The following is an 18,962-nucleotide window of genomic DNA, read 5'->3' as shown; positions in this document are numbered from 1 at the left end:
CCCCGAAATGGCAGGTGATGGTTTCGCATGTACTGGATTCGAGTAACGTTGTGGTGCGTCGCTCTGGCCTGTTTCTATGCGCTGTTCATCCTTAAGCCCGATAACCTGCCGTTGGTGGTCCTCCTGTTCGTTCTGGGCGTTGTTCTCCCGGGCTGTGGTGAGGCATACGCGGACCAGCGGCGTCGGCGAGACTGGTATGCGAAGAGGTTCGCATCCATCGACGAGTTGCGGATGATGGTGGCGGACGAGGCGGCGCTTCGCCGATTCCGTGACGAAAAGGGGGTGCTGAAGGCTGCCCGGCAGCTCAGGCGCCAGTTTCCTCTTTGCCCGATCGCTGAATCCGTAAAGCTGGTCGAGTCGCTGTAACCGGCCACCCTGACTCACACAACGGCCCCCAGCTCCGCGGTCGCGATGCCGCGAATTCCTGCTTGCAGGTACCAGGGGCCTGTGGCGTATGCGTGGAGGACGGGCTGTTGAGCGCCGTGCGCGAGATCAGGCGCCAGAGGAAACCCTGTTCCCGTACAGCCACTGCTGGGTGACGCGCGATAGCGCTTCGCCGTCGGTGAGTTGCGCGCCGCGCGATGGGTGTCCGGGACCCAACGAAGGAGAGCGTCTTGTCCACACCGTTCAGGAATGTTGCAGAAGGGCTGTTTCTCCCCGCCGAGCGGGCCCGGCGGGGCTGGTTCTACGTCGGCTTGGTTCTCGCAGGGATGCTCTGTCTGATTCTCCTGGAAGTGCTGACGGCCTTTGTGATCGCCTTGCTGAGGGGGGATGACGTCATGGAAACGGTGGGCTTGCCGGGTGTCTTCGGGTATGTGGCAATACCGGGGTTCGCGGCAGTGGTGGCCGTGGTGGGGCTGATCGTGCTTGTGAGCCGGCATCCGGGGCTGCGCATCGATTCGGCAGGCGTGAGCAAAGTGTGGAGTGGTCAAAGCCAGACCGTCCCATGGGCCGTTATCGACAAGGTCCGGTTCAACAGCAGGCGGAGTTTCCTGTTGGTGGTGTTGAAGGCAGGCGTGCGCCTGGGGCAGCCGAACGTCGTCGGCGGGGAGACGCTGGCCGTGCTCTTCCCGCTTGGAAGCGCCCTCTGGCTCCGACGCAGGCCGGGTCGCCCTGACTTGATCGTCGAGGCAGTCGAGCGGTTCGCCCCTGGAGCTTTCACCACCGAGCCCTGGAACCCGGGCAAGGGCCGCGCCAACGGTGCGAGCGCCTCGGCGTAGTCGGGACAGAGGTAGTCCAGGGCATCCCACTTTTGGACTTGCAGGTCCATTTTTGTCGTCGCACAGTGGCAGAGCGCCCCGACAGCCAGGGGGCGCCCCGTCCGGTCGAAGGCTGCCGGCGGTCCGGCCGTGCGGTTTCGCAGCGGCGAACCAAACAATGGAGAGAACCATGTCTGTGCGGCTTGCGGGCAAGACCGCCCTTGTCACCGGAGCGACCAGCAACCTCGGGCGTGCGATCGCGGAGGCCTTCGCCGCAGAGGGGGCGTACGTCGCCGTCTCGGGCCGCAGTGCCGAGCGCGGTGCGGAGGTCGTCGACGGGATACGTGCACGGGGTGGCCGTGCGGAGTTCGTGCGGGCCGATCTGGACGGCAGCGCCGCCGCCTCGCGGGCGCTCGCGCAGGACGCCGCGCGGGTCCTGGGCGGACGTATCGACGTCCTGGTCAACAACGCCGGTATCTATCCGCGCAACACCACGCCGACCGTCGACGAGGAGACCTTCGACCAGGTCTACGGGGTCAACGTGAAGGCCCCGTTCTTCCTGACCGCCGCCGTCGCGCCCGCCATGGTGGAGGCCGGTGGCGGGGTCATCGTCAACCTGGGTTCCTGGATCGCGCGGCTGGGCATTCCCGGGGCCCTCTACAGCTCCACCAAGGGGGCGGTGGAGACCCTGACCCGGGCCTGGGCGGCCGAGTTCGGGCCGCAGGGGGTCAGGGTCAACGCGATCTCCCCGGGCGTCGTGCAGACGCCCGCACCCGGCGAGACCCACCCCGGCGAGATCATGATGAAGGGCACCCCGGCCGGGGGAATGGGCGCTCCCGGCGACATCGCGAACGCCGCCGTCTACCTCGCCAGCGACGAGTCCTCGTTCGTGCACGGCATCGTGCTCGACGTCGACGGCGGCCGCACCACTGTCGCCGTCATCGCCGCCTGAGACGCACGGCACCGGCCCAGGAGCGGCGGTGTGCCGGGTGGAGCCGCTCAGTTCACGCCGCGGGGCCGCCCGCGCGGCGCAGGTCCGCGATTCCCTGGTCGAGAGCGGCGCGCAGGTGCGTGGACCGGCCCGTCGACAGCAGGATCGACACGCCTCCCTGGATCCCGGCCAGCAGCGCCGCGGCCCTCGCCTCGGCATCGACGTCGGCGGGCAGCGCGCCGGCGGCCTGCAGCGCCCGGACGCCCGCCGCGAGGCTCTCCTGCCAGCGGCGCAGCAGCTCGACCACGATCGCCCGCGCCCCGGGGGTCGAGCGCCCGATCTGGTGGAACAGTGAGCCGAGCGGGCACTGGTCGCCCTGTGCCTCGTAGCGCTTGATGACCGCGTCCCGCCACTGTTCCCAGGACTCCCACGAGTCGAGGCGGCCCAGATAGGGCTGCTGGTCCTCCAGGACCTGGTCCGCCTCGAACTGGGCTACGGCGACGAGCAGTTCGTCCTTGCCCGCCGGGAAGTAGTGGAAGAGCTGGCTCTTGCTGGTGCCGGTCCGCGCCATGATGTCGTCCAGGGTCGCCCAGGCGACACCCCGCTCCCGCAGTACCGCCGCGGCCCCCTCGACGATCCGGCTGCGTGTCGCCCTACCCTTCGCCGTCAGCTTGCTGGGCACGAGCCACCTCCACGACCGTAATGGACCAGGCAGTCCATTGTAGGTGTGGACGCGGAGGAGGGGGCCGGCACCTGATCGGGTCGGCCCCCTCCTCCGTGCTCAACAGCGATCCGCTCAGTCCAGGTCCGTCGGCAGCCAGCCCGTCTGGATCAGGGAGGGCGCGTTGCGGCGGGAGACGAACAGGCCGCGGCCCGGGGGCAGTGGGCGGGCCTTCACGTCGCCGAGGAGTTCGCCCTCGCCGGGGTGGCCGGACAGTACGACGCCCTGGGCGCCCAGCTCCTTGAAGCGCTGGATGAACTGCTCGTACGAGGAGCGGCCGGCTCCCGCGCTGTTGCGGGCGATGATGAAGTTCACCCCGGCGTCGCGGGCGTACGGCAGGTTGTCGACCAGCATCGCCATGGGGTTGTTGGAGGACGTGGCGACCAGGTCGTAGTCGTCGACGATGATGAACGCCCGGGGCCCCCGCCACCAGCTGCGGTTGCGCAGCTGCTGCGGGGTCACGTCCGTGCCGGGGATGCGGCTGGTGATGAGGGTGTTCATGTCGTTGAGGTACGTCTCGAACGCGTTGTGCGTCGTCGCATAGCCGACCAGGTACGGCTCCGGCACGCACTCCAGCAGGCTGCGCCGGTAGTCACCGACGCAGATCAACGCCTCCTCCGGGGTGTACCGCTCGGTGATCTGCTTGATCAGCAGCCGCAGCAGCGCGGTCTTCCCGGACTCCGACTCACCGAAGACCGCGAACAGCGGGTCGGTGTCGAAGTCGACCAGGACCGGGGCGAGGTTCATCTCGTCGATGCCGATCGCGATGCCACCGCTGGAGCGCTCCGGGCCGCTCGGCAGCTCGCGCGCGGACAGCTTCCGGGGCAGCATGCGGACCTGCGGGGCGTGCGGGCCGGGCCAGTTGTCGACCGAGGCGCGGACGAAGGCGGCCGTCCCCTCGGACAGGTCGTCGCCGGCGCCCGCGGAGTCGTCGATGCGCGGCAGGGCGCCCATGAAGTGGAGCTTCTCCGCGGTCAGACCCCGGCCGGGTGCGCCCACGGGGACGTTCACCGCGATCTTGCGGTCCAGTTCGGAGTCGGTCGGGTCACCGAGGCGCAGCTCCAGGCGGTTGAGCAGCTGGTCCTTGAGCGCCGCCCGCATCTCCATGTACCGGGCGACGGTGGCGACCAGGTGGATGCCCAGGCCGAGGCCCCGTGCGGCGATGTCCGCGACGACCGGCTCCAGGAACTCGTAGTCCGTCTTGAAGGACTGCCAGCCGTCGATGACCAGGAAGACGTCGCCCCACGGCTCGCCCGGCAGCCGGCCGGCCGCGCGGAGCTGGCGGTACGTGGTGATCGAGTCGATGTTGTTGTCCCGGAAGAACTCCTCGCGCCGGTTGAGGATTCCGGAGACCTCGGCGACCGTACGGCGGATCTTCTCCGGGTCGAGCCGGGAGGCCACCCCGCCGACGTGGGGCAGGCCCTCGACGGCGATCATGCCGCCGCCGCCGAAGTCCATTCCGTAGAACTGCACCTCGTGCGGTGTGTGCGTGAGGGCGAAGGAGCCGATGAGGGCGCGCAGCAGGGTGGACTTGCCGGAGCGGGGGCCGCCGACGATCAGCATGTGACCGGCCGCGCCGGAGAAGTCCCGCACCAGCGGGTCGCGCCGCTGCTCGAAGGGCTTGTCGACCAGGCCGAACGGTACGACCAGGGAGCCGTTCTTCCCGTACTGCGGGGCGTGGAGTCCGCGCTCGGGCGTCACCGCCAGCGGCGGCAGCATCTGGTCGAGGGACGGCGCGTCGGTGAGCGGCGGCAGCCACACCTGGTGGGCGAGGGGCCCCTGGCCCTCCAGACGGCGGGCGATGACGTCGAGAACGGTGTCCGCCAGCGCGTCGGCGGTCCGCTGTCCGGGCGCCAGGGAGACGTCCGGGTCGGGCTCCGGGTAGTGGACCGCCACCGGGGTCGCGGTGAACAGCACCGGGCGCCGGTCGATGGGGAGTTCCCCGGAACCGGTGGTCGGGGCGACACCCGGCCGGTAGGTGCCCGACACGTAGGCGGCCTTGAAGCGGGTCATCCCCTCCGTGCCGAACTTCAGGAACCCGGAACCGGGGACCGAGGGCAGGTGGTACGCGTCGGGCACCCCCAGGGCGGTACGGGACTCGGCGGCCGAGAACGTACGCAGACCGATCCGGTACGACAGGTAGGTGTCCAGGCCGCGCAGGCGGCCCTCCTCCAGGCGCTGCGAGGCCAGCAGCAGGTGTACGCCCAGGGACCGGCCGATGCGGCCGATCTGGATGAACATGTCGATGAAGTCGGGCTTCGCGGTGAGGAGCTCGCTGAACTCGTCGATCACCAGGACCAGGGACGCCAGGGGTTCCAGCGGGGCGCCCGCGGCGCGCGCCTTCTCGTAGTCGGTGAGGTTCGCGTAGTTGCCGGAGGAGCGCAGGAGCTCCTGGCGGCGCTGCAGCTCACCCGTGATGGAGTCCCGCATGCGGTCGACCAGGGTGAGGTCGTCCGACAGGTTGGTGATGACCGCGGCGACGTGCGGGAGTTCGGACATCCCGGCGAACGTCGCACCGCCCTTGAAGTCGGCCAGGACGAAGTTGAGCGTCTCGGAGGAGTGGGTGACGGCCAGACCCAGCACCAGGGTCCGCAGCAGTTCGGACTTGCCGGAACCGGTCGCTCCCACACACAGCCCGTGCGGCCCCATGCCCTCCTGCGCGGCCTCCTTGAGGTCGAGCATGACGGGCGAGCCGTCCTCACCGATCCCGATCGGTACCCGCAGCCGGTCGGCCGTCGAACGTGGCCGCCAGGCGGTCGCGGTGTCGACCGCGGCCGGGTCACCGATGCCCAGCAGGTCCGTGAAGTCCAGGTTGGCGAGCAGCGGCTCGTCGTCCTCCGCGCCGATCCCCATCCGCAGCGGGGCGAGCTGGCGGCCGAGCGCCTCCGCGGTCTCGACCGGCAGCAGGTCGGGCGTGCCGTGGTAGGTGGCCGCCGCCGACTCCAGCCGCAGCCGGCCCGGCCGTACCGCTATGTGCAGACCGCCGCGGGGCTCGTCCAGCTCCTCCGGGACGATCTCCACGACGGTCACGCCCTGGAGCCCCTCCGGAGAGGCGAGCAGCGACTCCGCCGGTACGAACGTGCCGTCCAGTACGACGACGACGTGCGGCTGGTCCAGGAGCGGCGCCCCCTCGCGGTTGAACCTCGACCGGCCCGACAGGCGGTCTTCGAGCAGCGCCTCGACCTCCATCAGGTTGTCGCCGAACAGCCGCTTCGTGCCGGCCCCGTCGGAGGAACCCGGAACCTGGGTGTGCGGAAGCCACTTCGTCCAGTCCCAGTGGTCCGTGACATCCCGGGACGCCGCGACCGCGACCAGGAGGTCGTCGGGCGAGTGCAGCGCGACGAGCCCGGCCACCATCGCGCGGGCGGAATCGCGTACCGAACCCGGCTCGCCCGACACCACGACGTGGTAGAAGGCGCGCAACGACACCGCCATGGGGAGCCGGTCGAGCGAACCGTGCGCGGCCAGGAACTGGTGCATGGCACCGGCCGACAGCGGCTCCAGCTCATCGAGCGGCGCGGTGCTCGGAGCGACCAGCGGAGTCCACAGCTGCTGCGGCCCCAGACCGATGCGGACCTGGCCGAAGTCCTTGTCGGCGATCCGCCGCTCCCACAGCCGGCTGCCCTCGGCGACCAGCGACCACAGCTGGTCCGGGTCCGGGTGCAGGTAGAACTGCGCGTCCCGCTGGGCCCGCGCGGTGCGGCGCACCTTGCGCCGGGTCTGCGCGAGGTACTTGAGGTAGTCCCGGCGGCCCTCGGAGGCCTCGCCCTGGCTGCCCTTGCGGGCCCGCATCACCTGCGCGATCGCCATGGCCACGGTCGACAGCAGCATCATGACGCCCATGATCTTCATGAAGGGCTGCGAGCCCGGCATGAAGAAGAACACGACGGACGAGCCCATGCCGAGCATCGGCAGCAGCTGCATCGCCATGCCCTCCTGCTGCCCGCGCGGCAGCTCAGGAGGCGATTCGAGCCGCAGCTCAGCCGTGGACATCTCAGGTGGCATGGCTCGCGGCTGGCGCTTGACGACAATCTGGGTCACCGGCGAATCAATCCCTCAGTGCGGCCCGGAGAGTTGCGGGCCGGCACCCCCGTGGCAGCGACCTACCTCCGCGCGCCGACAATCCTACGTGTAGACCATGGGAGGGACCCCGATAGGGTGGCGCCCTTGGCCTGGAGCGTGGTGTACAGCGAACGAGGGGGAAGCATCAGGTGAGTTCGACCCTGACAACCGGTTTTTGCCGTGTAACGGTCGTGGCGCCGGACAGCCGTATCGATGTCGCCCTGCCGGACGACGTCGCCGTCGCGGACCTCCTTCCGGAGATCCTGCGGCTGACCGGCCAGGTCACACCGCCGGGGGCGCCCCCCGGCTACCACCTGGCCCGCCGCGACGGCACCCTCCTGGACGCCACCCACCCGCTGTCCGTCCAGCGGGTCCTGGACGGTGACGTCCTGCGGCTCAGGCCCTTCGCCGAATCGCTCCCCCCGGCCGTCTTCGACGACGTGTCCGACGCCGTCGCGTCCGCCGTCCGCCGCGACCGCGCGCTCTGGAGCGATCAGCTGTTCGGCGTCTCCGGCCTCTTCGGCGGCGCGCTCCTCCTCGTCCTCATGGGCTTCGTGCTCTGGTTCGCGGACCCGGTCACACACGACATGCACGGACTGCCGGGCATCGTCGCCGCCGCCGTCGGCGTACTGCTCGTCACGCTCGCCGGTATCAGGGCACGGAGTTACGGGGACCGGGCCTCCGCCGTCGCGCTCGGCCTCGCCGCTCTGCCGCACCTGATGATCGCCGGGTCCGGGCTGCTCGCGCTCGACCCGGGCACCGGTATCGGACGCCTCCAGTTCCTGCTGGGCTGCGCCGCGGTGCTCCTCGTCTCCGCCGGGCTCGTCGCCGCGATGCCGAGCGGCGACGCACCCTTCGTCGCCATCGTCTTCGCCTCCGCGGTCGGCACCCTCGCGACGTTCTGCGCGATCCTCACCGATTCCAGCCCCAGCGAGACCGCCAGTGTCTGCGCGGTCGTCGCGATCGGCGCCGTGGCCTTCCTGCCCGGCCTCTCCGCCCGGGTGGCCCACCTGCCGATCGGCTACGCCGCCCCGCGTCCCATGACGGACGCCGACCTCGACAACGAGACCGGCGTCGTCGCGGACCCCGACCCCGTGGACGCCGAACGCATCGCGGCGCAGGCCCGGCGCGGGCACGAGCTGCTGCTGGGTCTCGTCGGAGGCTGCTGCGTCGTGGTCGTCGCGTCCGCCGCCGTCCTGGGCTTCTCCAGCAACGTCTGGGGCCAGACCCTCGCACTGGTCGCCGGCCTCGCCATGCTGCTGCGGGCCCGCCTCTTCCGCTACACCGCGCAGGTCGTCGCCGTACTGGGCGCGGGCCTCGCCGCCCTGGGCCTGCTGGTCCTCGGGCTGTCGCTCAACCCGCCGGCCGACGCCGTCATCAAGCTCCTGACGGAACAGGACCGGGGACCGCTCGACATCCGCACCCTGTGGCTCGCCGCCGCCGTCACGGCCGGTGCCGCGCTGATGGTCGGCATCGCGCTGATCATCCCGAAGAAGGGGCTCTCCCCCTTCTGGGGCCGCCTCTCCGACCTGGCCGAGGTGGTCCTCCTCCTCGCGCTCGTTCCGCTGTGCCTGGCCGTACTGGACGTGTACTCCTCGGCACGCGGGATGACGAGCTAAGGGCTGTCGATCAAGGCAGGTCTTGATCGACATCCCGGGTGGCGCACAGGGTCAGGACGGTGGAGACGACACACCGGCCCGCCTCCGGGGGCATCTGTCCGGACACTGCCCACCGCCTGCTTCTTCCGCACTGGCGGCATCCGTACAGCGTCACCGTCCGCCACGACCTGCACCGTCTGGCCGAACGGGTAAGTTCGCCCCGGATCGAATGTCCGGATTCTCGGATGCGCAGAAGGAGAGCGGATCCGAGGGCCGGGAAGACAACCACGGGAACCTGAGGGAAGGGCCCTGGATTTGAACTCGTCACTGATTCCGCGGCGTCGGCCGGGAAGCGCCGGCCTTGAAGTCTCCGCGTTGGGACTCGGCTGCATGGGAATGAGCCAGACCTATGGAGTTCCGGACGACAAGGAGTCGATCGCGACGATCCATCGGGCACTCGAACGAGGCTGCTTCTTCTTCGACACCGCGGAGTCGTACGGCCCCTTCGTCAACGAAGAACTTCTGGGCCGCGCGCTCCGTGGCCGCCGGGACGAGGCGGTCGTCGCGACGAAGTTCGGGTGGGAGTACGAAGGGACACGACGCGGAGAGCTGAACAGCAAGCCCGAGCACATTCGCACAGTGGTCGACGAATGCCTGGGGAGGCTGGAAACCGACCGGATCGACGTCCTCTATCAGCACCGCGTGGACCTGGAAGTCCCGATCGAGGAGGTGGCCGGTACGGTCGGCGAGCTCATCCAAGAGGGAAAGGTGCTCCACTTCGGCCTGTCGGAGGCCGGTGCGGGAACGATCGCCCGCGCCCACGAGGTCTGTCCCGTGGCCCTGCTCCAGACGGAGTACTCGCTCTGGGAGCGCCACATCGAGCAGGAGATTCTGCCGGTGGTCCGGGAGCGGGGAATCGGTCTCGTGGCCTACTCACCCCTGGGGCGTGGGTTCCTGACCGGGACGGCGCTGCCGGCGGAGGAGTATCCGGAGTCGGACTACCGCCGCTACGACCCCCGGTTCCAGGGGGACAACTTCACCGCCAACTCGGCTGCGGCGTCGGTGGTGCGCGAGGTGGCCACGAAGCACGGGGCGACGCCGGCTCAGATCGCCCTCGCGTGGCTGCTCCACCGGGGCGAGGACATCGTGCCTATTCCCGGTACCAAGCGCAGGGTCACGCTGGAGGAGAACCTCGCGGCCGTGGACGTGGTGCTCGACGCCGAGGACCACCAGCGGCTGGACGAGGCGCTGCCTCCGGAAGCGGTGGCGGGAACCCGCTACCCAGAAGCCGTCATGCGTATGAACGGCCGCTGACGGTCGTTGAACGGAAACGAACTTGACCGGCGGGCAGTCAGGGCTGCCGCGGGTTGCCGGGAAAAGCCTCAGCCGAACCGCTCGTGGTCCTCCAGCACCGCGTCGATCACCCGGAGCTCATGCGCGGCGCCCACGGGGTCCGTACCGATGTACCCCGTCAGGTTCAGCAGCGACTTCCACAGCGACCACCCGCGGGCCCGTGCCCAGGTGCCGGAATCCTGGCCGACCGCGTGCCGGAACGCCTCCCGGCTCTCGCCGGAGAACAGCCCCCACGCGATCACCAGATCACAGGCGGGGTCACCGACGCCCGACGTACCGAAGTCGATGACGGCCGTCAGCTCACCGCCCTCCACGAGCAGGTTGCCGGAGGCGATGTCGCCGTGGAACCAGACGGCTTCCCCCGGCCAGGGCGCGGCGAGAGCCGCCTCCCAGACGGTGCGGGCCCTGTCGGTGTCCACGTGGCCCTCCAGTGCGGTCAGGCAGCGCCGGGTCTCCGCGTCGTAGTGGGCGGGCGAAGCACCCCGGTACCAGCTGTGCTCCCCGGAGGCCGGCCCGTCGGTCGCGTCGCACCGCTGGAGCGCGAGGAGGAAGTCCGCCACGGAGCGCGCGAACCGGGGTACGTCGTCGATGCGGTCGAGGGTGGCCGTCTCACCGCGCAGCCAGCGGCGGACCGACCACGGATACGGATAGCCCTCGCCCGGAGCGCCCAGGGCCAGCACCGGGGGAACGGCGACCGGCAGCGAAGGGGCGAGGCGCGGCAGCCAGTGGTGCTCCTTCTCCACGGCGGGGACGTAACCGGCCGCCGTGGGCAGCCGCACCGTCATCGCGTCGCCCAGGCGGTACGTCCGGTTGTCCCAGCCGTCCACCGCCACCGGGGCCACCGGAAGACCGCTCCAATGCGGGAACTGGGCGTCGATCAGACGTTGCACGAGCGCGGCGTCGATTCCGGCGCGGCCGTCGGGGTGGGGAGAGGGCATCCCCCGATCGTCACGCCGTGGGCTGTGCGCCGCAACCGAATATGGGTTCACTGCCCGCCGTCGCGCCGGAGCGCGGCAGCGCGGGCCCGGACAAACGCTGTACGCGGGGTCCGGCCGTCGTACATCCAGCCTTCCGTGGAGCCGTGCCTGCCCATTGCCCGATAGTGAACAGCGGCGTCAGCACTGCGTCGGAGCAGGTGCAGGTAGAAGGCGACCAGCGTGTGGTCCTGCACGATGGAGGGGTGCTGCCGAGGGTTCGCCCCGATCCAGCGCGCCTGAAGTTGCTGGAAGTCACCGGCGAACCGTGCGGACCCCAGCCCCATGTTCTCGTCGGCCATTCGCATCTCCAGATTGGCGACGAGTGGCAACATGACCAGAGGATGTCCGTCCGGGACCGCTTCTGCGGTATTCCGGGCAAATCTGAACATCTCCTTGTGGGATCCGGACCACTTGGCGCACAGGTACTGCAGGGCGTGGCGGTGCCCGGTTCGGTGCAGCGGATCGCACGCGATGAGTGAGTCCCAGCGGGCATCGAATACGCGTCGGGGTACTTCCAGACCACGTGCCGTGTGCAGTGCGGTCGCCCGAGGTGTGGGGTCCAGCGGCGCCCGCTCGCCCGCCTGGGCAGCCAGCTCGTCGGCATGCGCCAGAACCGCGAAGAACTTCGGCCAGGCACTCTTGCTCACGTACCTCGCCCGGGTCATGCCCCGGAACGCCCAGGCGCGTTTGACCTCCGACCGGGAGAGAACGGTCAGAGCATCGGCACCGGCCGGTTCCGCGTTCGCCCACTCCCACAGCACCCGACTGCCCACGGCCTTGTGGGCCAGGTAGTCCACTCGGTGGTCCTTGAGTGCCCAGTCCGTCCCGCCTGCCAGCAGGAGATCGCGGGCAGGCCGCCAGTCGCTCCGGCGGACCAGAGCACGTGCGGCCGTACGGAGTTCGCTGTCGCCGTACGCCTGGTCGAAGGAGACGGGCGGCAGGTATCCGAGTGAGACTCGGCTGGGTATGGTCACCGGCGTAAACTAGCGCTCCGAGCAGGGATTTCGCGACGGATCACGCGAGGGGATCCAGCAGATCAGCTGTCGCGTCCCGCAGTCCGGCCATCTGCCGCGAAACCCACGAACGCGGACCAGGCCGCCGGTCCGAATACCAGCGCGGGTGCGGTGGGGGTCTTGCTGTCGCGTACGGGGACGAGGCCGGGGAAGGTGTCGGACACCTCGACGCAGTTGTTGGCGCCGCCGTCGCTGTAGCTGGACTTGCGCCAGGTCGCGGCGGAGAGGTCGGGGGCAGGACTCATGATCTGTGCTCCTTCAGGACACCCCTGATGAACGCGGTGGACTCCGACGGGGGCAGCGCCAGATCCCGGAGCCGATCGTAGGACAGCCGGTAGCGCGTCACGGCAGCCGCATCCTCGATCAACTCGGCGCATCCATTGCCCTCCGTGTAGGCAACGGCACTCGCGTCGTCCTGCCACAGCAGTGTCAGGGAGCCGTCCATCAGGTGGTGTGCCCCGACGGCGAAGGGGAGGACCTGAATGGCGACGGAGGCCACCTCGCTCATGTCGACGAGATGGGCCAGCTGTTCGTCCCACGCCTTGGAGTCCGCGACCGGGCGCCGCAGCGCGTACTCGTCCATGATGATCCGCACGGACGGGGGCGGATTGCGGTGCAGCAGCTGCTGACGGCCCATGCGGGCTATCACCTGCTCCTCCACCAACTCGGATTCGGTGTAGGCCTCCTGGGCGCCGGACAGCAGGGCGCGTGCCACCTCCTCCGTCTGGAGCAGACCCGGGATCCCGAGCGTGAACAGGTGCATGATGCGAGCCACGTTCTCCAGCCGCATGAACTCCTTGTACCGGTCCTTGAAGACCTCCTTGCGCGCCACCTTCCAGAGCTGCACCAGCAGCCCCCCGGAGTCGTAGAACCGGTCCAGGTCCTCCATCACCGCGAGCTTGGACAGGCGCTGGCTGACCTCCAGGCGGTACAGGTAGCTCTTGTCGTAGCGGGTCTCCTCCGCCAGCTGACCGAGGGACCGGCCCGATTTCTCGCGGCGGTACCGCAGCGCCCGACCGAGCGCGGCCCGGCCGGACTCCTCGTCGGTGGTGGTGAGTTCGCTCATCAACGGCCCTCCGTTGTCCTGTGCGCGGGCAATCGCGTGTCCCTGTCCGAGCGTACGACGCAGGCGTGATCATCGAGTCACGATCCGTCATCGCCACCCGATGGTGGGACGCCCCCTGTACCCCCCCCACCGCGTCAGGAGCAGTCATGGCCCACCTCCCTCCCCGTCTCCTCCCCTGGCTCTCCCCTGAGGGCAATCCGTGCTGGCTGAGCACCGACGATCCCGACAGCCGGATGTCGCGGCTCGCCGATGACATGGAGGACGAGCAGATGGAGTGCGGCGAGCAGGTCTGCGCCGGGGCGCGGGCCGTGCTGGCGGACCGGGCGGCGGGGGAGTGGGCGGTGCGGTCCGCGCTCAGCCGGGCCACGGAGTCGCTGGGGGACGTGCTGCGCATCGCGCACAGCAGGGGGCTTCGGACGCAGCGGGAATCCCCGGAGAATGCCGCGCAAAACTGAACCGAACCGCCACTTCGTACATACTGTTCCGCCCCCTTGACCACATGGCCGTTCGATTACAGTGCTGCGCAGTTACCGCGCGGTCACACCCGGGCGGTCCTACGGGGAGGGGCACGGTGAGCACAGGGACCACGGCTGTCTGGGGCCGTGCCGAACAGCAGGACTTCCGCAGCCGGGTACGTGGCGCGCTGCTCGGCGGCGCCATCGGGGACGCGCTCGGCGCGGGCGTCAGCGGGCTCTCGCTGGAGGAGATCCGCGAGGCGCACGGCGCCGACGCGGTCACCGACTTCGTCCCCGCGCACGGCGGACGCGGCCTCGTCACCGCCGTCACCCAGCTCAACCTGTTCACCGTGGACGGGCTGATCCGCGCCCAGGTCCGCCGCGACATCGGCGCCTGGCACCCGCCCACCGACGTGCATCAGGCGTACCTGCGGTGGGCCGCCACCCAGCACGACTGGGGGCCCGACGAACGCCGCGAGGGCAACGGCTGGCTCGCCGGGCAGGAATGGCTCTACGCGCGCCGCGCGCCCACCCGGGAATGCCTCAACGGCCTCGGTGACACCGTCATGGGCACCCTCGACCGGCCCAAGAACCCCGCCGCACACGATGCGGCGGCGCTCACCCGCTCCGCCCCGTTCGGGCTGCTGGTCGGCTGGGAGCCGCAGCTCGTCCTCCAACTGGCCGTCGAATGCGCGGCCCAGACCCACGGCCACCCCACCGCCCTGCTCTCCTCCGGCGCCCTCGCCGTGATGGTGCACGGGCTGGCACGCGGCGAGACGCTGGACGGCTCCGTGCAGCACGCCCTCGCCCTGCTCGCAGAGCGGCCGGGCCACGAACCCGTCACGGAGGCGCTCCAACAGGCCCTCGGCAGCGTGCGACAAGGCATACCCGGACCCGCCCTCATCGAGTCCCTGGGTGCCACGGACTCCGCGGAGGAGACGCTCGCCGTGGCCGTGTACTGCGCGCTGGTGGGCGAGGACGTCCGGCACGGCCTGCGGCTGGCCGTGAACCACGGCGGACCGTCGGCGGCGACGGGGGCCCTGTGCGGGGCGCTGCTCGGCGCGCTGCACGGCGAGACCGCGCTGCCGCCGGCCTGGCTCGCCGAACTGGAGGGCCGGGCGACGCTGCTCGAACTCGCGGACGACTTCGCCATGGAGATGACCCAGGGGCCCGCCCTGCACAGCCCGGCCGCCGTCGCGGCGGGCTGGCTGGCGCGCTACCCGCGCGGCTGAACACCTGCGGGGGACGGGGACGGGGACGGGCGCGGGGTGGGTCACGGGATGCCGCCGCGTCCCGTAACCCACCCCGCACCCCGTTCCGTACGGCGTTCCTCGTGGTCGTCGTACTCAGTCCTTGACGCCGTTCACGCCCCTCACATCGCTGTCCGTGTCCTTGCCGGAGCCCGTCACGTCCCCGGGGCCGGCCTGCGCCGGTACCGTCGCGCCGATGCCCGGACCGTCGCCGTCCGTGTTGATCTGCTCGATGACCGCGTCGCGCTCCGGGGTGTCCTCCGGCTTGATGAAGCCGATGACGATGAAGAGCACCAGCGAGATCGCCAGCGGCAGCGCCACCTGGTACTGCAACGCCACGTTCGTCTTCGTCGAACCGTCGAAGTTGTAGTTGGTGAAGTAGAACGCGAGCAGACCGGCCGCCCAGCTGACGAGCGCCGCCGTCGGTCCCGACTTACGGAACCGGCGCAGCAGACCCAGCATGAACGGGATCGCGATCGGACCCATCAGACCGGCGACCCACTTGATGACGACGGAGATGATGTCCTTGAACGTCGGCGAGTTGATCTGGGTCGCCAGCGCCATCGACAGGCCCAGGAAGCCGAGTGTGGAGAGCCGCGCGGCCAGCAGTCCGGCCCGGCTGCTCCAGGTGCGGGCCGCCTTGGAGAAGACCGGGAGGATGTCCCGCGTGAAGACGGCCGCGATGGCGTTGGCGTCCGAGGAGCACATGGCCATCGTGTGCGAGAAGAAGCCGACGACGACCAGGCCCAGCAGACCGTGCGGCAGCAACTGCTCGGTCATCAGCGCGTAGCTGTCCGAGGCGTCCGGCTTCTGCGCGTGGACCAGCAGCGGGGCGCACCACATCGGGAAGAACAGGACCGTCGGCCACACCAGCCACAGGATGGCGGACAGCCGGGCCGAACGGGTCGCGGAGGCGGCGGAGTCCGTGGCCATGTAGCGCTGGGCCTGGTTCCACATGCCGCCGTTGTACTCGAAGGTCTTGATGAACAGGTACGCCAGCAGGAAGGTCACGGTGTACGGACCGGCCGTCGGGTCCGTGTGGCCCTCGGGGAGCTTGTCCCAGACCGTCCACAGCGTGCTGAACCCGTCCAGCTTGCTCATCGCGGTGACGAGCATCGCGACACCGGCGAACAGTTGGATGATGAACTGCCCCAGCTCGGTGAGCGCGTCGGCCCACAGACCGCCGACCGTGCAGTAGACGGCCGTGATGATGCCGGTGATGAAGATGCCCTGGGTGAGGGTGATGCCCGTGAAGACGGAGAGCAGGGTGGCGATGGCCGCCCACTTGGCACCGACGTCCACGATCTTCAGCAGCAGACCGGACCAGGCGAGCGCCTGCTGGGTCTGGATGTTGTAGCGGTTCTTCAGGTATTCGAGCGGCGAGGCGACGTGCAGTCGCGAGCGCAGCCGGTTGAGCCGGGGCGCGAAGAGCTTGGCGCCGATGCCGATGCCGATGGCGATCGGCAGCGACCACGTCACGAAGGACGTGACGCCGTACTGGTAGGCGATTCCGGCGTAGCCGGTGAACATCACGGCGCTGTAGCCGGACATGTGGTGCGAGATGCCGGACAGCCACCACGGCATCTTGCCGCCGGCCGTGAAGAAGTCGCTGACGTTGTCGACACGCTTGTGGGACCAGAGTCCGATCGCGATCATCACGCCGAAGTAGCCGATGAGCACGACCCAGTCGAGACTGTTCATGTGCCCCCTCCTGGGGTCCGCCTTGTGAACGGGTAACGCACTTCGTCAGTACGGCCGTTCAGCGGGGCCCCCGTGCGGGAGCGGGGACTTCGGGGATTGAACCGCCTGTTCGGTCCCCCGGTCAAGGTCTCTTGCGGTCAGGGATGTGAACGCGGATCAGCAAGTCGAACGATTTTACGGGTTCTTGACTCGCGGGGGCGTTGTCGTGAACGTGACGGCGGCCACACCATGAGCAGGCACTTCGTCAGGCTGTGCAGAGAACGAGGACACGTTCAGGAACGCCGAAGAACGCAGAGAGACCGCACGGGATGCGGGTCCCGTGCGGCCGAAAAGGAGGGGAACTCTGTACGAGAGTCTCAGCGCATCAGCTCGCCGGCGTTGACCAGCAGGGACTGCCCGGTGATCGCCCGCGCCCGGTCGGAGGCCAGGAACACCGCGGCCTCCGCCACATCGCCGTCCGTGGCCAGCTCAGGAAGCGCCATGCGCTCGGAGAGCCTCCCCAGCACCTCGGCCTCGGACACCCCCTCGGTGTGGGCGGTGAACTGTACGTAGGCCTGCACCGGCGGCCCCCACATCCAGCCCGGCAGCACCGTGTTCACCCGGATCCGGTGCGGCCCGAACTCCCGGGCCATGGAGTACATCGCGGAGGTCAGCGCGCCCTTGGAGGCCGCGTACGCCGCCTGCCGCACTTGGGACGGCGCGGCCACCGCGGACTGCGTGCCGATGACGACGACCGAGCCGCCGCGCTCCCTCAGGGCGGGCAGGCAGGCGCGCGTCATCCGCAGCGTACCGAGCAGATTGACGTCGATGACCGACTTCCAGGTGTCCAGGTCCGCGTCCTCGACACCGCCGAAGTAGCTGTCCCAGGCGGCGACATGGACGACCGCGTCGATCCGCCCGAACCGCTCGACGGCCAGCGCCGCGAGCGCGTCGCACTGCGCCTCGTCGGTGATGTCGGTCGGCAGGTGCGCGGTGTGGAGCCCCTCGGGATCGATCTCGGCGGCCGACTTGGCGAGATTGGCGGCGGTGCGCGCCCCGAGCACGGCGTTGCCCCCGTCCCGTACGACCGTGGCCGCGATCCGGTGGCCGAGCCCGGCGCCCACCCCGGAAACGATGACGGTCTTCCCCGTGAGCAACATCGGTGCCTCCCGGCCCTGGCAGTTCTTCTGACGGGGCGTCAGAGTAGGTGGCTCCGGCGGAGTACGGAAGGGGAACGGCATGAGCGAGGAAACACGGGACGAGGCGGCGGGCGGGACGCGGAGCGGGACCTACGCCGAACTGGCCGCGCTGGGACCGTACGGGGTCCGTCCCGGCCACGCGCTGATCACCATGGTGGAACCGCACCCGGGGCACGAGTACGCGTACAACCGCTGGTACGAGGACGATCATTACTACGCGGGCGCGATGGCGATGCCCTGGATGTCCGCCGGGCGGCGGTGGGTGGCCACCCGGGAACTCCAGGGGCTGCGGTACCCGGAGAAGTCCGCGATCGCGACACCGGTCGGCGCCGGCTGCTACCTGTCCACGTACTGGGTGACGGAGGGGCGCTACGACGACCACATGAAGTGGACCGTCGGGATCAACAAGCGGCTGAACCGGGACGGCCGGGTCTACCAGGACCGCACCCATGTCTTCACGGCGTTCCAGGACCACGAGGCGACGGTCTACCGGGACGGCGCCGCGGGCCCCCGCGACTTCCACGCCCTCGACCACCCCTACCGCGGGCTGGTCCTGGAGGTGATCGACGCCGAAGGGCCCGAGCAGCGGGCCGAGTTGCTGGAGTGGCTGCGCTCGCGGCATCTGCCGAAGCGGCTGAGCGGGTCACCCGCGGCGATGGTGACGGTGTTCCGGCCGACGCCGTTGCCGGGCGACCGGATGACGTACGTGAAGCAGGTCGAGGGCGTCGACACCCGGCTGACCCTGCTCTGGTTCCTCCAGGAGGAGCCGGGGCGGTGCTGGGACGAACACTTCACCGGGCTCGACGCGGCGGTCGCGGAATCGGGCCTGGGGCGGGTGGAGCTGGTGGCGCCGTTCATCCCGACCGTGCCCGGCACGGACCGCTACGTCGATCAGCTGCGCTGACGGCCGTCGGCTGCGCTGACGGTCATATCCATGTCCATCGGTAGTGCTTCCCACGGCCTCGCGGTGAGCCCCCTCGGCCAGGACGGCGAACCGGGCGAGAGGGCTACCCGTAGCACCGGGGTCGGTGCGGCGACAAAGCGTGGGAACTCATGCGTGGGTACTCATGCGTGGGAACTCATCGGTCAGGCGTCGAGCGCGCCCTTGGCGACATCGCGCACGAACGCGTTCCAGGCGCCGGGGACGAAACCGATCGAAGGGCCCTCGGGGACCTTCGAGTCACGTACGGCGATAGCGCGCACGAGAGGGGACCTGACTTCGACGCAGGCGCCGTTGCCCCCGGAATACGACGACTTCGTCCACTTATCCGTAGCACCCTGACGAATGGCCATGTTCACTCCGGTTCAGAGAGTTGTGTGAGTGGCGCCAACGATGTTCAGCTGGCGTGATCGACGCTACTCGCCAAGCTCCTTGTGTGAAGGGGCCGTTCACTCGACCGGATGGTATGTGCCATGCGGGTCTTCCGTGACGAGGCGGCGGCGGTGTACCGTGCCGCC

The 18,962-nt window shown here is 69.8% G+C and carries 17 protein-coding genes; 8 read left to right on the top strand and 9 right to left on the bottom strand.

The genetic code is table 11. From position 1 onward, the window contains the following. Window positions 1-27 precede the first annotated feature (27 nt). The 3 genes from OG892_RS16420 to OG892_RS16410 all read left to right on the top strand — a co-directional run bounded on the left by OG892_RS16420 (window position 28) and on the right by OG892_RS16410 (window position 2,151). Window positions 28-366, top strand: coding sequence for a hypothetical protein (locus OG892_RS16420; protein WP_363222634.1), 339 nt, complete (start codon window positions 28-30; stop codon window positions 364-366). A gap of 248 nt (window positions 367-614) precedes the next feature. Further along, window positions 615-1,220, top strand: coding sequence for a hypothetical protein (locus tag OG892_RS16415; protein WP_371629553.1), 606 nt, complete (start codon window positions 615-617; stop codon window positions 1,218-1,220). A 169-nt stretch (window positions 1,221-1,389) separates the two neighbouring features. After that, complete coding sequence (locus OG892_RS16410) at window positions 1,390-2,151, top strand: glucose 1-dehydrogenase (RefSeq protein WP_328696584.1); 762 nt, start codon at window positions 1,390-1,392, stop codon at window positions 2,149-2,151. 52 nt (window positions 2,152-2,203) lie between these two features. Here the strand turns inward: OG892_RS16410 and OG892_RS16405 are convergent, their stop codons facing one another. After that, window positions 2,204-2,812: a TetR/AcrR family transcriptional regulator gene (locus OG892_RS16405; RefSeq protein ID WP_073737218.1), complete on the bottom strand. Its 609-nt coding sequence runs from the start codon at window positions 2,810-2,812 to the stop codon at window positions 2,204-2,206. Window positions 2,813-2,926: 114 nt separating this feature from the next. Further along, window positions 2,927-6,892 (bottom strand): type VII secretion protein EccCa, encoded by a 3,966-nt coding sequence (gene eccCa / locus OG892_RS16400; RefSeq protein ID WP_371629552.1) that lies wholly within the window; start codon window positions 6,890-6,892, stop codon window positions 2,927-2,929. Window positions 6,893-7,062: 170 nt separating this feature from the next. On the opposite strand from eccCa, the gene eccD reads away from it, so the two are divergent. After that, the gene (eccD, locus tag OG892_RS16395; RefSeq protein ID WP_073737221.1) at window positions 7,063-8,532 is read left to right on the top strand and encodes a type VII secretion integral membrane protein EccD; all 1,470 of its coding nucleotides are present in this window, start codon (window positions 7,063-7,065) and stop codon (window positions 8,530-8,532) included. A 309-nt stretch (window positions 8,533-8,841) separates the two neighbouring features. Next, window positions 8,842-9,825: an aldo/keto reductase gene (locus OG892_RS16390; RefSeq protein WP_371631641.1), complete on the top strand. Its 984-nt coding sequence runs from the start codon at window positions 8,842-8,844 to the stop codon at window positions 9,823-9,825. A gap of 68 nt (window positions 9,826-9,893) precedes the next feature. Here the strand turns inward: OG892_RS16390 and OG892_RS16385 are convergent, their stop codons facing one another. The 4 genes from OG892_RS16385 to OG892_RS16370 form a co-directional block, all read right to left on the bottom strand. Continuing rightward, window positions 9,894-10,802, bottom strand: coding sequence for an aminoglycoside phosphotransferase family protein (locus tag OG892_RS16385; RefSeq protein WP_371629551.1), 909 nt, complete (start codon window positions 10,800-10,802; stop codon window positions 9,894-9,896). A 47-nt stretch (window positions 10,803-10,849) separates the two neighbouring features. Then, entirely contained in the window at window positions 10,850-11,815 is a 966-nt protein-coding gene (locus OG892_RS16380; protein WP_371629550.1) for a hypothetical protein, read from the bottom strand. 62 nt (window positions 11,816-11,877) lie between these two features. Continuing rightward, window positions 11,878-12,099 (bottom strand): DUF397 domain-containing protein, encoded by a 222-nt coding sequence (locus tag OG892_RS16375; protein WP_371629549.1) that lies wholly within the window; start codon window positions 12,097-12,099, stop codon window positions 11,878-11,880. Continuing rightward, window positions 12,096-12,920 (bottom strand): helix-turn-helix domain-containing protein, encoded by an 825-nt coding sequence (locus OG892_RS16370; protein WP_371629548.1) that lies wholly within the window; start codon window positions 12,918-12,920, stop codon window positions 12,096-12,098. The genes OG892_RS16375 and OG892_RS16370 overlap by 4 nt, the downstream gene beginning before the upstream one ends. A 146-nt stretch (window positions 12,921-13,066) precedes the next feature. Between OG892_RS16370 and OG892_RS16365 the strand changes: the two genes are divergently transcribed. Continuing rightward, window positions 13,067-13,375: a hypothetical protein gene (locus OG892_RS16365; protein ID WP_371629547.1), complete on the top strand. Its 309-nt coding sequence runs from the start codon at window positions 13,067-13,069 to the stop codon at window positions 13,373-13,375. A gap of 116 nt (window positions 13,376-13,491) precedes the next feature. Continuing rightward, window positions 13,492-14,607 carry an ADP-ribosylglycohydrolase family protein gene (locus OG892_RS16360; protein ID WP_371629546.1) on the top strand — a complete coding sequence of 372 codons (1,116 nt, stop codon included), beginning with the start codon at window positions 13,492-13,494 and terminating at the stop codon, window positions 14,605-14,607. 114 nt (window positions 14,608-14,721) lie between these two features. On the opposite strand, the gene OG892_RS16355 is transcribed toward OG892_RS16360, so the two are convergent. Then, window positions 14,722-16,326, bottom strand: coding sequence for a sodium:solute symporter family protein (locus OG892_RS16355; protein ID WP_371629545.1), 1,605 nt, complete (start codon window positions 16,324-16,326; stop codon window positions 14,722-14,724). Window positions 16,327-16,682: 356 nt separating this feature from the next. Beyond that, on the bottom strand, window positions 16,683-17,465 hold the full coding sequence (locus tag OG892_RS16350; protein WP_371629544.1) for an SDR family oxidoreductase: 783 nt from the start codon (window positions 17,463-17,465) through the stop codon (window positions 16,683-16,685). Window positions 17,466-17,544: 79 nt separating this feature from the next. On the opposite strand from OG892_RS16350, the gene OG892_RS16345 reads away from it, so the two are divergent. Beyond that, complete coding sequence (locus OG892_RS16345) at window positions 17,545-18,408, top strand: hypothetical protein (protein WP_371629543.1); 864 nt, start codon at window positions 17,545-17,547, stop codon at window positions 18,406-18,408. 182 nt (window positions 18,409-18,590) lie between these two features. On the opposite strand, the gene OG892_RS16340 is transcribed toward OG892_RS16345, so the two are convergent. Beyond that, on the bottom strand, window positions 18,591-18,797 hold the full coding sequence (locus OG892_RS16340) for a DUF397 domain-containing protein (RefSeq protein WP_024491268.1): 207 nt from the start codon (window positions 18,795-18,797) through the stop codon (window positions 18,591-18,593). Window positions 18,798-18,962: the final 165 nt, after the last annotated feature.

Source organism: Streptomyces sp. NBC_00341, from assembly GCF_041435055.1.
Lineage (GTDB): Bacteria > Actinomycetota > Actinomycetes > Streptomycetales > Streptomycetaceae > Streptomyces.
Note: the sequence above shows the minus strand (reverse complement) of the source record. Positions and strands in the feature narration are given on the sequence as shown.

Bases quoted from the DNA above. Each gene is read 5' to 3' on its own strand.
- OG892_RS16420 (WP_363222634.1), top strand. From the start codon at position 28: ATGTACTGGATTCGAGTAACGTTGTGGTGCGTCGCTCTGGCCTGTTTC.
- OG892_RS16410 (WP_328696584.1), top strand. From the start codon at position 1,390: ATGTCTGTGCGGCTTGCGGGCAAGACCGCCCTTGTCACCGGAGCGACC.
- OG892_RS16385 (WP_371629551.1), bottom strand. From the start codon at position 10,802: ATGCCCTCTCCCCACCCCGACGGCCGCGCCGGAATCGACGCCGCGCTC.
- OG892_RS16375 (WP_371629549.1), bottom strand. From the start codon at position 12,099: ATGAGTCCTGCCCCCGACCTCTCCGCCGCGACCTGGCGCAAGTCCAGC.
- OG892_RS16370 (WP_371629548.1), bottom strand. From the start codon at position 12,920: ATGAGCGAACTCACCACCACCGACGAGGAGTCCGGCCGGGCCGCGCTC.
- OG892_RS16365 (WP_371629547.1), top strand. From the start codon at position 13,067: ATGGCCCACCTCCCTCCCCGTCTCCTCCCCTGGCTCTCCCCTGAGGGC.
- OG892_RS16355 (WP_371629545.1), bottom strand. From the start codon at position 16,326: ATGAACAGTCTCGACTGGGTCGTGCTCATCGGCTACTTCGGCGTGATG.
- OG892_RS16350 (WP_371629544.1), bottom strand. From the start codon at position 17,465: ATGTTGCTCACGGGGAAGACCGTCATCGTTTCCGGGGTGGGCGCCGGG.
- OG892_RS16345 (WP_371629543.1), top strand. From the start codon at position 17,545: ATGAGCGAGGAAACACGGGACGAGGCGGCGGGCGGGACGCGGAGCGGG.
- OG892_RS16340 (WP_024491268.1), bottom strand. From the start codon at position 18,797: ATGGCCATTCGTCAGGGTGCTACGGATAAGTGGACGAAGTCGTCGTAT.